This is a genomic window from Planktothrix sp. PLAVEN19ND (genome assembly GCF_057220675.1).
The window spans coordinates 1,388,666-1,402,787 of the sequence record NZ_CM170132.1; the positions used below are offsets into that span (position 1 = coordinate 1,388,666).

The following is a 14,122-nucleotide window of genomic DNA, read 5'->3' on the forward strand; positions in this document are numbered from 1 at the left end:
TTCCCTGTTCCCTGTTCCCTCGTGCGTAGCGCTATAACTGATTTATGTTAATTCTAACGTTGTTAGACTCCAAACAAAAAACCCCCCTGAGACAGTGGACATTTGCACAGGAGGCGGTAATTCGAGTTGGACGGGCGGCGGATAATCAAGTTGTAATCGTTGATACCTTGGTTTCCCGTTATCATCTGGAGTTACACCGCCCAACGGATGAAACCCAGAATTCACCGTGGTTACTCGTGAGCAAGGGAACGAATGGAACCTTTGTGAATGGGGTTCTCACGAATCAGGGATTAGTGGGGGATGGCGCTTTAATTGAATTAGCAAAAGATGGCCCCTTATTACAAATTCAACTCCAGGCCAGTGTAATTGCGATTCCGGCTACTCCTCCCTCCTGTAAGCATGAGGGGAATACGCCAGGGAATTTATTTTGTATTCATTGTGGGCTTCCCATTCAGGTTGAACGCACAATCCGACAGTATCAAGTATTGAGAACCATCGGACGGGGAGGAATGGGAACAACCACCCTAGCCTGGGATTCTACCACCGCTAAATCGGCTGTACCTGTTGTCGTTGTGCTCAAAGAAATGAATGCGGATATGGCACAAATTGCCAAAGCCCAAGAATTATTTGAACGGGAAGCCCGTACCCTAAAAGCCTTAAACCATGAGGGAATTCCCCAGTTTTATGACTTTTTTGTCGAAGATGGCAAAAAATATTTAGTCATGGAAATGATCCATGGCACGGATCTGGAAAAGTATATCCATCAACGGGGGCCAGTGATTCCCCAACAGGCGATTCAGTGGATGATCCAAACCTGCGAGATATTAGACTATATTCACTCCCTCGATCCGCCTCTGATCCACCGAGATATCAAACCTGCAAACCTGCTTTTGCGACGACGAGATCATCGAATTGTCGTCTTGGACTTCGGAGCCGTGAAGGAAATCGGAACACCCCCTGGAACCCGCATTGGGGCGGAAGGATACAGCGCCCCGGAACAGGATCGGGGACAACCCCTGACTCAATCGGATTTATACGCGATCGGTACAACCTTAATTTTTTTACTGACCGCCGAAACACCCCTCAAATTCTATGGTAAACGAGGAAACAGTTATGGTTTTGAACTCGATAACGTTCCGACTATTACGCCTCAACTGCGAAAAGTAATTGAACAAGCCACGGAATACCGACCCAAAGATCGCTATCCAACGGCTCAACATCTATCTCAAGCCTTAGCCCAGTGCCTAAATTGATAAAATCGTGAGGAAGATTTATGCAAAGGAGAGGAGGAGGAAAGGGCAAAGGACTAAAAGCTATGGATAGACAGGAATACAAAACTTTAAACAGTGGAATTTGAAAGGGCGAATTCCTGATTGATTACAGACTAACTGAAATCAGGGAGGGTTTGATAAATAGGTTTCTAATCTTCGTCTTCGTCCCACGCTTCAACGGCTAATAGCTCGCTGAGGGGATCTTGCATGGAGAAACCAAACTCTAACAATTCCTGTTTCCAATATTTCCAGTCATCGCCATAGAGAAGGGCAATTTTCCATACACTATCGGAAGGTTTGATAATGTCAGACTTGACTAGGGAATGCACCTGACGTTGTAATTTATCCATCGGGTGTATAACCTTTTGGCTCATAATACCTCTTAAATTGTTCTAATTTCTAAAGGGTTAACGCTTTCCAACCTGAACGATTTTTCTTTGCATACAGGGCTGATGCCGTTCAAAGCAACTTCCTCGATCATGAGTATAGCACAAACTTTGAAAAAGCAATCTTTTTTTTGAATTTAGGTGTTAATTCTCGATGACAATGGCTGGAATTTCACCCTAAAGCCAATTATAGCGGGGAAAACCCAAAAGTGTCATCCCAACTGATTGACCAGGAATCGATCTCTAATTAATCGGTATCCGTAATACACAATACCCAAATTTGATAGTTTCGCTTATCGATGCCAAACCAAGTCACATCCCAAGAAACACCCGCAAACCACTCTGTCCAAGGTTCTTGAGAAATATACATCTGAATTTCATCATAGCGACTCCCAAACAAAGCCTCACAAAATTTTATCCCAATATCCTTCGCTTGTTTGGCAGTTCCTTCAAATTCTTCATCTGCTCCCCCTAAAAATAAGGCCTCTGCTAATTCTCCATCTAAGGTGAAGGCACTGGTGTCTTCCGTTAGATCTAAGTCTGTGGTTAAGGGGGTTTCAATTTCTAAAGCTGATAAACCATCCATCACTGGGGGTAGGGTGACAAATTGTTCAAAAAAATTAATTTCATTCAGTAAGTCCCTGGAGCCAAACCAATTTAACACCGCGTGAGGAGAAACCTTAAATCGGGCGAACTCCGCCCCCCCATTAACCAGAATTTTTCTTAATTCTTGCAGGAGTTTATTAACAGATGGATCTTCTAGGGGGGTATATACGACTTGTAATTCTTGCCACATTTGCTCAATTTCTTCTTCCGAAGGACGGTATTGGTCTCGATTAGGAACTAACATCAATGTTGATCTCCAGTTAACAATATTTTATATACTCTACTTGAGTCTTTAAAAACTCACAAGATTATTTGCAAAAAATATTATAAAAATTAACAGAATTAATTGGATTTTTGTGGTACTTATTATGATATAAGGAAACCCAAATAAACTAAGGTACTAAGAAAAATTATCTCAGGATATTACAGGTTTATGTTTTATGAAAAATACCGTAATCCTAGTATTATTTGTAAATTTGTAATTATTGTATCAATTTATCGGGGAAAGCATCGGAGGTTTCTGATGGTTCAGGTTCTTCGGGACAAAATTCTAGTTCAATTTCAATGGCAAGTTGAGGTTCTGATAAGTTATGATAGCTGGTGATCGCTTTAAATCTCAATTTTCCGGTTTTCCAAGAGGCAGCACCTAATTTTAAGAGTTTACAATCAATTTCTTCACTGACGGTATTTACGCTACTTTGATTTACTGTTAAAATCACCTTTTTTTCAATATTATATTCGGAGTTAATTCTCTCTAATAAATGAAAATCAAAAGCAGTTATGCCATCGGTTTTATACCCCTTAATATACATTTTTTTGTTAAGAATATCTATCAGGATTTCTTTAAAATTTTCCACGGTAAATGTATTCTTATTGAACATCAAAATATCATCATTATTTAACGGATAAAACGAATTATTCATTTTGATATTATCCTCAAGATTTGAGCTAAAAAGTTGGTTTTATTTGTAAATTTGTAGTTGTTGTCTAAGTTCATCTAAATATTCTTTTTATACATTAACATACAATCATCACTCAGCGTATAAAATATATTGTTCATGTTGTTTTGTCCTCAAGATTTTATCTGATAAAGTTTAAAAAAATTATGTAATTTTAACTGGTTTTATTTCTTCAATAGCACAATTAAATTATAAAAAATATGCCCTCATGTCTACTCACCTCGACTTGTTGACGGATGGTGTTTTCGTACAACTGTCTTGCACGCCGTGCCACTTCTTCACGACTTAAAAGGATGGTTTGCATAGTTTAACTCTCGATCGCTACATTGGTATTGTACCGCAAACATCGAGTGCTATTTCTTTTAACTCAAGCACTCACTTATCCTAAAATTATTATAAGAAATTGCAATCGCTTTTTTTAAGAATGCGATCGCTCTCCCTATAATTATCCCAATAAAGTGCGATCGCTCTTTTTTAAGACTGCGATCGCTTTCCCTACAATTATCATATTGATATGATGGAAACTGGTGATATAATAAATTAAGTAATTCTGGAATCGCCATGGCTAAACTTCAGATTGAAAACTTGCCTGATGAACTATATAGTCAGATTGAGTGTCTTGCCTCAGAGAAAAATTTTACTCTTAATGACGCAGTTATTCATCTGTTGACGCAATCCTTATCATTTGAGCCTGACAAAATAATGATAAATAACCAACCTATGTCAGCAATTCTACAAAGAATTAGTAATCGTCCGAGAGTTAACCCCAGGGATTTTGGATTAACAGATAGCACTATTTTAATTCAAGAGGATCGGAATAGATGACCGTTGCTTTACGATGCGTAATTGATACAAATATTTGTATTAAGTTATTTGTTGCTGATCTATTGACCTCTAAAGTTAATCAACTATTTACTCATCTTGATGATCCTTCTGTTTAGTTTTTTGTACCCGATCTTTTTTATATTGAATGTGCTAATGTTCTCTGGAAGTATGTACGCGCCAACCTCTACACGGCTGAACAGGTTAAAGCCGATTTAAGTGACTTAAAAGCACTACGATTTAAAGTCATTTCAACAAAAGATCTAATGAGTAACGCTGTTCAAATACATCATCGAGATCCCTTTGATCGTATGTTGATTGCTCAGGCTCAAATTGAGAATATGACGCTGGTGAGTGCTGATTCAATATTCAAGCAATACAGCGATATTTCCGTTCTTTGGGCTGCTAATTAATGTTAGATAACTGCTCTTTTTTAAGAAGGCGATCGCTCTCCCTACAATTAAAACTACACCGATTAACCGAATATTCTAATTAATTCGCTTTAATCTAACGCACTACTCGGACTTCAACTGCAAGGCTAAGATTGCGACCCAATCTATCAGTTGTCAGAACAGGTTGATTAAGAGAAATCCCTAACGCTAGACAAGCGCGATCACCCTTGATGAAATATTTGATGCGATTACTCTGAGGGCCCAGTACCTAGAGGAGCTTGACGGCGGTGACGAATGTGTAATACCGCAATGGTATCGCCCTCCACCACAAACAGAATCCGATAGGTTCTTGCTTTACCAACCCACAGTTGTCGAATTTCCCGACCAATTATGTCAGCTTCGGGTGCAACTGGGCAACGGTAAGGAAACTGTTGCAGTGATGCGATCGCGTCTTGGAGGTCGTAGTACCACTGGTTTGCGGCATTAGCACTCAGATAGTCACACATCCAACGATAGGCGGTTTCAATTTCTTCAAAGGCGGGTGGTTGAATTAGGACTTGATACGTCATAGACGAGGGGGAATGTTGAACTGCTGCTGTAGCGATGTCATGGCTTGATCGGCTGGAATACCTTCACCTTGATCGAAGCTTTCGAGTCCTTTGCGGATGCCGATGATGGCTTCGAGGTAGTCGATTCGATCCAGCAGTTGTTCATAGATATTGAGTTGGTGGTTTGGAGAGGATTTGAGCGATCGCACCAGGCTGAGAAGATCGGTGAGCAGTTCGTCAGGGGTGCTATTGATTTCTTGGAGGAGGAGTTCTTTGATAGTCATCGCCACATCTCAAGAGGATTGATAGTTTTAGATTATAACGAGTTTTTCCAGACAAAGCTGAGAAACCGGGTTTCTTAACAACAATCTCCGTAGGGATACAAAAGCTTTCTGAGAAACCCGGTTTCTGGTGAAACGCGATCGCTCCCTATAAAACTATCACAAGAAAGAGCGATCGCTCTTTTTTTAAGAGTGCGATTAATAGTAGCTGCAACCGACAAAGTAATTATAGTTTGGCAATGTCTGACACGCTGTATTATTAGCAAGTGCAAACATATTATTTCCAGTACCACCTACACCGTTGATTCTGTAGATAACTCCTGAACCGTTATCAATTGCTAACACGCCATTATAATTCATATTTTTGACTTTCATCAACTGCGACCCTAAGCGATAATTATATCCAGAAACTGAGCTTCCATCTGGTGCTAAAGCAAACATATTCTGTCCACCTCCACCAGTAGATCGAATTTTCACAAGGACAGGTTGATTACTTCCCGCTAGTTTGCCTGCTACAAAGAGAACACTGTTTTGAGGTTCCCACATCATGCCATAAAACTCAACAAAGTCTTGCTGACCCAACCATTTTCCTGTATCTGCGTCTGTTTTAGTAAGCACTTTACCCGAATTACTCAAAGAAAGATTGATATTACCAATCTTCAAATTTGCAGTTGAAAATACGCCATCAGCATAGACAGGAGATGGAGCAAAACTGATCATTGCTGTTGCTAAACTAATTGCTACCGTTTTGTTAAACATAAAATATTTTTCTTACCAAATTACCCAAAATATCTTAAATATTTCCCTTATAATATTTATAAATCACAGATTTGTCTAGGTCAAAAACATCCTATTTTGACAACAATTTTTACCGACCTTTGTCTTCTTGAAATCTAGTTTTATACAAAAATATACAAAATTGTCTAAAAAAATCAGCCCATGTACGCTATGATATACAAAACTCTCGTATCTCCTGGCCCAAATGAACCTTAAAGAAATGTTAAAAGTGGCGGATAAAATAGTATTTGCTAAAACGGGTAGGCATCTTGATGATTTAGAGGAAGCGGTATTGCGGGGAACACTAGAACGGGAAACATACAAACAAATTGCTAGGGATTTTGATTGTTCCGAGAGTAATGTGAGAAATGCGGGTTCAAAATTATGGCAGATTCTTTCAAAAGAGATAGGCGAAGATGTTAATAAATCGAATTTTAGAGCCGCAATGGAGAGGTTACAAAACGCTAATTTTTTTAACATTGGTCAAACTGTTAATCATAGTTTTAATATTTGTGGAGAAAGTAGACATCCGCCAGATATACCCAACCCCTATCAGCAAAATGAGGATATTTCTCAGTCTAAATCAACTGAAACTCTGCATAATGATTTAAGTGAAATGCCTGATTTGGGTGTTTTTTACGATCGCACTCCTGAACTAGAAACCCTGACAAATTGGATTTTACAAGAACAATGTCGCCTAATTGCTATTGCGGGTATTAGTGGTATTGGGAAAACGGCGTTAACAGTGCAACTGGTTCAACAAATTAAGGATGAATTTGAGTCTGTAATTTGGTGTGATTTTGACTCATTGCCGACTTTAGCCGAATTTCAAAGTAATTTGATTCAGATAATTTGTCAGTCTGAACAGTTAGATTTATCTGCCAATAATCAGAAATTTTTACCTCTAATTAAATATTTGCAAAAGTATCGCTGTTTAGTTATTTTAGATAATATTCAAAATCTTTTTAGTAGCGGCGAATTAGCAGGAAAATATAAACCAGAATATGAAGACTATCGCACTTTATTTAAACAAATTAAAGAATTACATCATCAAAGTTGTGTGGTGTTAACGGGTTGGGAACAACCTAGAATTATAACTGAGGTTAAAAGCGAAAATTCTCTAATTCGGACTTTACGACTGACGGGTTTAGATATTGTAGCGGCGCGGGAAATATTGAGAGATAATGGGTTAACAGCAATTGCTCACTGGGATGCAATAATTCAACGCTATCAAGGCAATCCCTTCTGGTTAAAAAGTATAGCAAATTTGATGCAGGATTTGGGAAAATGTGACATTGAGGCATTACTAAATAATACTCTATTGTTACCTGAAGATGTGAAGGAGAGTTTACAGCAACAGTGCGATCGCTTATCGGAAATAGAAAAACAAGTGATATCTTTATTGGCAAAGGAAAACCATCCGGTTAATTTAGTTAAATTGTTACAAAATAGTAAAACTAATTCATCGGATTTAATTAATGCCCTACAGTCTTTATTAAAACGGTGTTTAATCGAACAACAAGGGAATTTTTATACTGTTTTACCTTTAATTAAGCAATATATAGAAAGTCTAAATCAGTTGTACAAATAGCTGGGAATCTAAATAATCGTAGGGGCGATGCGCGCCTCGCCCCTACAAACCTAAACGAATTTTTCTTAAAGATGAATTGGTTTTAGTTCCAGGTTTTAACGATATTTATATTAATTTGTCGGAGATTTTTTTGGGGATATTGTAGTGGCGTGGTGCGTCAGATGTATCTCACGCACCCTAGGCATTTAAGGAACAGCAATAAACCGGTTAATGGCGTCTATAAGTTGATCAATTTCTGAGGTTAGGGTAAAGTAATGAACACAAGCTCTAACGCAATTAGGATCGAGGAGAGTTCTCAGGAAAATACCTTGGGTTTCTAAAGTATTAACTAAGGATTTATGGGATTTTCGATCAGTGAGTTTAAAGGAAACTAAACCCGCTTCTGGGGGAGAGGTTCTTAAACATTTAATTTGGGGAATTTCTAATAATTTTTGCCATAAATATTGACTATTTTGACAAATTTTTTGATAGCGTTCTGTTGCCGTTCCCCATTGATGATGGAGAGCGATCGCCTGGCGTAAAGCCGCATATAATGGAGAAGCGGAAGTTGCCACTTCATAGCGTTTTCCATCCGGTGTCCAAGAGATGGGTTTTCCCTGTTCATCCCCCATAATACTCCGCCATCCGATAAAGGTTGGGGATAATTCTGATAAAGATTCAGCGCTAATATATAACCCCCCTAATCCATCTGGCCCACAGAACCATTTATGACCCGTAAAGGCATAAAAATCAACTCCAGTTTCTGTTAAGTTTAGGGGTAAAACTCCTACGGATTGAGCCGCATCTACTAATACTTTTGTGTTATAATTATTGTGACAAAGGTTAACAATTTCTGTCAAGGGTAATACTTGTCCTGTATTCCATAAAATATGACTAATGACTAATAGACGAGTATGGGGTTTTAAATACTCAGAAATCATCGCTACGGGATCACCTTGATTTAAGGTTTCTCTCAGGGGAAAAAACGAAACTTCCAGATCAAAACGACGTTGAATTTCTTGAATAATCGCCAAAATTCCGGGGTGTTCACAATCGGAAATTAACAGATGATCTCCGGATTGCCAATCAATTCCCCACAGGGCAATATTACAGCCTACGGTAACATTTTCGGTAAAAGTTAGGGTTTCCGGTGAAATTCCTAATTCCGTAGCCAGTAAATGGCGAGTTAATTGGGTTTCTTGGTTTTGCCATTGGTTGACTTTTCCCGAAAAAGGGCCATGGGATTGCATATATTTATACCCTTCAACAATGGCATCTATTGACACCTGGGGCAATGGCCCTTGTCCACCATAATTAAAATAGGCTTTATTCGTTAATGCGGGAAAATTTTGGCGATGGGTTTCTAGGGACGGAGTTGTCATAATCCTGAGTATTCGTTATTTTTTGTTAAGGAACACTTTTAAGTTTAATCTGAAGGGGATATCTGAATTTATTATTGACACTCAAATCATCATGTTAATCACCGATAAACAACTGTTACTTTATCAACGCTGTCAGAGGCGGGCATTTTTAGACCGTTATGGCGATATTTCTCAACAAGATCCGCCGAGTGATTTTTTACTCAAACTAATCCAGGATAGTTTTGCCTATCAGCAAAGTATTTTATCAAATTATCCCTATTCTAAACTAAATTCTTTTTTTAGAAATTGGGAGTTGGGGGCAAAACAAACGATAGAATTAATGCAGCAAGGAGTGGAGCGAATCTACCAAGGGGTTTTGCTGAAGTCAGAGGTAATTAATGCTTCTGATTTTATTGTAGATGGGTCATCCATAGAATCTGATGAGATGATTCAGATCCGATTATTGAGTTCTCCTGAATTATTGGTTAAACAGCCGGGAATTTCTAAATTTGGAGATTGGATTTATGTTTCCCAGGATATTAAGTTAGGTAAACGTCCTAAACTCGATTATCAAGTGATATCGGCGTTTCATGCTTATTTATTAACAGATATTCAAGGAATACAGCCGGAAACAGGTTGGTTGATTTTACGAGGAAAAGCACCCTATGCGGTTAATTTAGAGCAACGTCTGCCGCAGATGGAGAAGGTTTTAAATAATTATTTAAACATGGTTTTATCGGGTCAGGAACCGGAGGTCTTTATTGCGAGACAAAAATGTAATTTATGTCAATGGCATAGTTATTGTTTGGAGGTGGCGCGATCGCAAAATCATATTTCTTTAATTCCGGGGGTGACTCCGACCCGTTATTTACGGTTACAAGAACTTAATTTAACCACCGTTGAAACCTTAGCAAAGGCTACCCAGGAACAATTAGAAGTGTATCCCGAATTTGCCGAAGGAATTGCCTTACAAATTATCAAACAAGCAGAATCAAATTCAGAGAATAAAGCGATTAAACGTCGGGAAGAATTTATCAGTTTTGAACAACATTTTAATTCTAGCGAATGGATTGATATTTTTAATGATAACTCTCAAACAAAATTAAAAAAATTTCCCGTTGAAATTTATTTTGATATTGAAGCTCAACCCGAATTAAACTTGGATTATCTCCATGGAATTTTAGTGGTAGATAACCGTTCAAATCAACAAAAATTTTATCCGTTTTTAGCAGAAAATCAGAACCAAGAGGAATTGATTTGGAAACAGTTTTTAGAATTAGTTTGGATGTATCCCATCGCTCCTATTTTCCATTTTTGTGACTATGAACCTAAAACCATTAAACGATTGGCAATGGTTTATAATACCCCAGATTATTGGTGGAAACCCGTGTTAAACCGATTTATTGATCTTCATGCCAAAATGACAGAAACCGTCACCCTTCCGGTGGAAAGTTACGCTCTGAAACCCGTGGCGAAATGGTTAGGATTTGAATGGCGTGATCCGAAAGCAAATGGGGCTCAATCTGTTTGTTGGTATGAACAATGGTTAAAAACAGGCGATCGCAAATTATTAGATGCTATTGTTCAATATAATGAAGATGACTGTCGCGCTACATTTCATGTTAAAAAATGGTTAACAGAGTTTCTTAATGATTCAATGTAATATAGATTAATCATGAAAATTATAGAGCTTTAAAGGAAGATTAAATCTATGACTCAAGAACAAAAAACCGATCGTCAACGAGGACATCAAGCCAATGAACGGACATTTTTAGCCTGGTTAAGAACCTCTATTTCTTTAATTGCTTTGGGGTTTGCTATCACTCAATTTAGTTTGTTTTTACATCAATTAAAATCCTCTTTTTCAGAAAAAAGTTTTTATAATAATCATATTTTTAACTCCGATAATATTGGGATTATTCTAGTGATTACCGGAATGATTATTATTGTAATTGCAGCTTGGAATTATAATCAAGTTTTTTGGCAAATTGAACAGGGAAATTATCAACCCAACCGTTTGTTAATTTGGATGATGACAGCCATTGTTATTATCCTAGGATTGATGAGTTTACCGTTATTTTTCCGTCGAGATTTACCTCAAAAAAATGTTCCTAATTCTTTGGAATTACAAAGTAATCGATCTTTACCTTTTATTGCCAATATTTTAATTGGGCTTCGATATTAATTTCCTATCCCTTAGATGATCTCGCAAAAATAAAAGCATAGGTGAATTTCATGCGAATTTTATTATCTATTTTATTCATAATTTTAACCCTAACCTTTTTCTTGATTTTTAGTACCTCAAGTGTGGCGATTTCCACAATAATTGATTTTATGGGTCAAGGGGATTTATCCACGGGATTGATCTATAATAATACAGAAGTCGGTGGTTTATCAGGAATCACCTATAACCCCGAACAACAGGTTTATTATGTTATATCCGATGACCCTAGTAATATCAATAAAGCTCGATTTTATACCCTAAAGATTGATTTAAGTTCCGGTTCTCTTACGGAAACAGGGGTAAGTGTAATTGGCGTGACTTCGTTATTAACAGAAACCGGAGAACCCTTTACTAAAGATAGTCTTGATCCTGAAGGAATTGCTTTTTCTGGAAATGGTATTTTTATTGTTTCGGAAGGGAATCTTTATCAAAATATTCCAGCTTTTATTAAGGAGTTTTCTTTAGAGGGTAAACTATTGCGTTCTTTACCTATTCCTGAAAAATTTATGGATGAGAATGGAAATAAAAATCAAGGACTCCGTTCTAATTTATCCTTAGAAAGTTTAACTCTAACGCCCGATCAAAACTATTTATTTACAGCGAGTGAAAATGCCTTAATTCAGGATGGAGAAATAGCGAATTTAGATCGGGGAACACCCTCTCGAATTTTGCGATATAATTTGCAAACCAATCAACCGGATCAAGAGTTTTTATATATTACCGATCCCTTAGCCAATTCTTCTTTTATTGCAGAACAGTATAATAGACAGGGTTTAGTTGATTTATTGGCAATTGACGATCAGCATTTAATCAGTTTAGAACGATCTTTTTCCTTGGGCTTAGGATATACGATTAAATTATTTTTAGTTAACTTAGAACTAGCCGATAATATTCAAGAATTGGAGAGTATAAAACCAGCAAAATCAGCAATTATACCCGCAGAAAAAACATTATTACTCAATTTAAACCGTTTAAATATTTTAATTGATAATATAGAAGGATTAACTTGGGGTTCTCCCTTACCCGACGGCGGGCGATCGCTCATTCTAATTAGTGATAATAACTTTATGAGTTTACAAACTACCCAAATTATCGCATTAAGAATTAATCCCAACGTAGTAAGCCCTTCAGGGCTTTGAGGCGTAAACGCCTCACTACAAGCTTTGAGGCGTGAACACCTGACTACAAGAGCATAACCAAAGTTTAACCTGGGAGACTTGACAACCGATTGGGGTGATCGGCTATGCTTAAGGGAGAAACGTCGGTACTCAGTCTCTCGCTCTTAAATGGAGTAGTCCAGCCCGCGCTTGTCGGGTTTGAGAGGGGATCAAAAACCAAACCTCATTGGGGGTGAAATTCTTCTTTACCTAGCAGGACAACACCTTTTTCGTCGGATTATAAGGACTTTTGTATCGGGTTTGGTGACTTTCCAAGGGCCAGTGGTCGAACTGGCAATATCCATTTAACCTGTGCATAAAGTCGATTAAAAGAACAAAATTTAATTAATTTATTAACCCATTTTTATGAGTGTCTAACTCGATAAAACCTGACTATTACTGTGTCCCCACACAGGGCAGAGTTTTATCATCAGCATTAATTTTTAACCCTAGAACTATATCAATTGAAGTCGGAAAACCTCAGTCTTGAGATATTTCCGGCGAAGCTTTGGTTAGGTTTAAAACTCTCCGTTATTAATATTAATGGAGAAGAATCAAAGGTTGTATTCCTACAACAACCTCCAGTTTTTGGTACAAATTTTTCAGTTCAAGATTAAGTTAAAACCCTCCGAATATTCGGAAAAGTTTATTATGAATACCTTAATGATTAAATCCTACGAAGGTCAAAAAGATTGGTCTGCGATCGCTCATTTATTTAAAGCCTGTCAAACCGTTGATCATCTTAGCGAAGATGAAAGTTTAGCAGAATTAAAATTAGGACTATCTTCTCCTAATGTTAATCCTCAAAAAGATATTCGTCTGTGGACAGATACGGAGAATCAACTTTTAGGGTTAATTGGGATTGAACCCTTAGCCTCTAAACTGGTAATTGATGGATATTTTGGTCTATATATTCATCCGAGTATCCGCTCTAGCAATTTAGGAAAAGAAATGTTGCGCTGGTGTGAAACTCGCCTGCGAGAAATCGGACAACAAAAACGACAACCCGTACAACTACGAACCTATACTTTAGAAAACCAAAACCAACAAAATCAACTCCTAAAAAAACAAGGATTCAAAGTAGATCGTCAATTTATTACCATGGCGAAATCCTTAGAATCTCCCCTTTCCATTCCCCCATTTCCCTCGGATTTTAGATTATCTCATTGCCAAGGAAAACAAGATATTTCTGCTTGGGTCGATTTATTTAATGAATCCTTTATTGATCATTGGGATCATCATGAACTCACCCTAGAACAAGCCAAATATTGGCAGAATCAACCTGAATATCAACCTGAATTAGATTTAGTCGCCGTTGCTCCTAATGGCACCTTTGCAGCCTTCTGTAAGGCTCAATTAAACTCTGATCAAATCGGTTGGATTCAATGGTTAGGAACTCGACGAGGATTTCGGAAATTAGGTCTAGGAAAAGCCATGCTCTTTGCTGGTTTATCCCAACTGCAAAAAGCCGGAGCAACTACCGCAAAACTGAGCGTAGATGCCGATAGTTTGACCGGAGCCACTAAGCTCTATGAATCCGTTGGTTTCCGACCAGTAGCCACTTGGTTATCCTGGGTCAAACCCTTATCCCGTCAAAATATCAGCCAACTTTTCCCCCAACAAGTCACGGCTTAAATCAGGTATAAAATAAGGTAGAGACGTTGCATACAACGTCTCTACCGGGGAATGTGTAGAAAACATTGACAGATTTCATATTAGATTTTCTCCTAAAATTCTCTCAATTTCATTAAATATTTTAGGGGAAAAT

At 37.8% G+C, this 14,122-nt stretch carries 14 protein-coding genes and 1 pseudogene; 8 read left to right on the top strand and 7 right to left on the bottom strand.

What is annotated here, in order from left to right; all coding sequences use genetic code 11:
• The first annotated feature begins 44 nt into the window (after positions 1-44).
• Positions 45-1,253: a protein kinase domain-containing protein gene (locus tag AC2D3N_RS05995; RefSeq protein ID WP_079677177.1), complete on the top strand. Its 1,209-nt coding sequence runs from the start codon at positions 45-47 to the stop codon at positions 1,251-1,253.
• A 167-nt stretch (positions 1,254-1,420) separates the two neighbouring features.
• Here the strand turns inward: AC2D3N_RS05995 and AC2D3N_RS06000 are convergent, their stop codons facing one another.
• The 3 genes from AC2D3N_RS06000 to AC2D3N_RS06010 form a co-directional block, all read right to left on the bottom strand.
• The gene (locus AC2D3N_RS06000; protein ID WP_079677178.1) at positions 1,421-1,645 is read right to left on the bottom strand and encodes a DUF4327 family protein; all 225 of its coding nucleotides are present in this window, start codon (positions 1,643-1,645) and stop codon (positions 1,421-1,423) included.
• Positions 1,646-1,904: 259 nt separating this feature from the next.
• Entirely contained in the window at positions 1,905-2,507 is a 603-nt protein-coding gene (locus AC2D3N_RS06005; RefSeq protein WP_079677179.1) for a hypothetical protein, read from the bottom strand.
• Between the two features lie 238 nt (positions 2,508-2,745).
• On the bottom strand, positions 2,746-3,186 hold the full coding sequence (locus AC2D3N_RS06010) for a KGK domain-containing protein (RefSeq protein WP_079677180.1): 441 nt from the start codon (positions 3,184-3,186) through the stop codon (positions 2,746-2,748).
• A 597-nt stretch (positions 3,187-3,783) separates the two neighbouring features.
• Between AC2D3N_RS06010 and AC2D3N_RS06015 the strand changes: the two genes are divergently transcribed.
• Together AC2D3N_RS06015 and AC2D3N_RS06020 are read left to right on the top strand one after the other, a co-directional pair.
• The gene (locus AC2D3N_RS06015; RefSeq protein WP_234996596.1) at positions 3,784-4,047 is read left to right on the top strand and encodes a hypothetical protein; all 264 of its coding nucleotides are present in this window, start codon (positions 3,784-3,786) and stop codon (positions 4,045-4,047) included.
• A 131-nt stretch (positions 4,048-4,178) separates the two neighbouring features.
• Positions 4,179-4,457, top strand: a pseudogene (locus AC2D3N_RS06020) (type II toxin-antitoxin system VapC family toxin); the annotation flags it as partial.
• A 227-nt stretch (positions 4,458-4,684) separates the two neighbouring features.
• On the opposite strand, the gene AC2D3N_RS06025 reads toward AC2D3N_RS06020, so the two are convergent.
• From AC2D3N_RS06025 to AC2D3N_RS06035, 3 genes are all read right to left on the bottom strand, one after another.
• The gene (locus AC2D3N_RS06025) at positions 4,685-5,005 is read right to left on the bottom strand and encodes a type II toxin-antitoxin system RelE/ParE family toxin (RefSeq protein ID WP_484693080.1); all 321 of its coding nucleotides are present in this window, start codon (positions 5,003-5,005) and stop codon (positions 4,685-4,687) included.
• Entirely contained in the window at positions 5,002-5,268 is a 267-nt protein-coding gene (locus tag AC2D3N_RS06030; protein ID WP_484693081.1) for a hypothetical protein, read from the bottom strand. The genes AC2D3N_RS06025 and AC2D3N_RS06030 overlap by 4 nt, the downstream gene beginning before the upstream one ends.
• Before the next feature lie 195 nt (positions 5,269-5,463).
• Positions 5,464-6,024, bottom strand: a complete 561-nt coding sequence (locus AC2D3N_RS06035) for a hypothetical protein (protein ID WP_484693082.1) — start codon at positions 6,022-6,024, stop codon at positions 5,464-5,466.
• A 223-nt stretch (positions 6,025-6,247) separates the two neighbouring features.
• On the opposite strand from AC2D3N_RS06035, the gene AC2D3N_RS06040 reads away from it, so the two are divergent.
• Positions 6,248-7,633 carry a helix-turn-helix domain-containing protein gene (locus AC2D3N_RS06040; RefSeq protein WP_484693083.1) on the top strand — a complete coding sequence of 462 codons (1,386 nt, stop codon included), beginning with the start codon at positions 6,248-6,250 and terminating at the stop codon, positions 7,631-7,633.
• 185 nt (positions 7,634-7,818) lie between these two features.
• On the opposite strand, the gene AC2D3N_RS06045 is transcribed toward AC2D3N_RS06040, so the two are convergent.
• Entirely contained in the window at positions 7,819-8,994 is a 1,176-nt protein-coding gene (locus tag AC2D3N_RS06045; protein ID WP_484693084.1) for an aminotransferase class V-fold PLP-dependent enzyme, read from the bottom strand.
• Positions 8,995-9,085: 91 nt separating this feature from the next.
• Here AC2D3N_RS06045 and AC2D3N_RS06050 point away from each other — a divergent pair, with 91 nt between their 5' ends.
• From AC2D3N_RS06050 to AC2D3N_RS06065, 4 genes are all read left to right on the top strand, one after another.
• Positions 9,086-10,636, top strand: coding sequence for a TM0106 family RecB-like putative nuclease (locus AC2D3N_RS06050; RefSeq protein ID WP_079677192.1), 1,551 nt, complete (start codon positions 9,086-9,088; stop codon positions 10,634-10,636).
• Positions 10,637-10,684: 48 nt separating this feature from the next.
• A complete protein-coding gene (locus tag AC2D3N_RS06055) occupies positions 10,685-11,158 on the top strand; it encodes a YidH family protein (protein WP_079677193.1) in 474 nt (157 codons plus the stop codon).
• A gap of 50 nt (positions 11,159-11,208) precedes the next feature.
• A complete protein-coding gene (locus AC2D3N_RS06060) occupies positions 11,209-12,336 on the top strand; it encodes an esterase-like activity of phytase family protein (protein WP_484693085.1) in 1,128 nt (375 codons plus the stop codon).
• A 669-nt stretch (positions 12,337-13,005) separates the two neighbouring features.
• On the top strand, positions 13,006-13,989 hold the full coding sequence (locus AC2D3N_RS06065) for a GNAT family N-acetyltransferase (protein ID WP_079677396.1): 984 nt from the start codon (positions 13,006-13,008) through the stop codon (positions 13,987-13,989).
• The last annotated feature ends 133 nt before the right edge of the window (positions 13,990-14,122 follow it).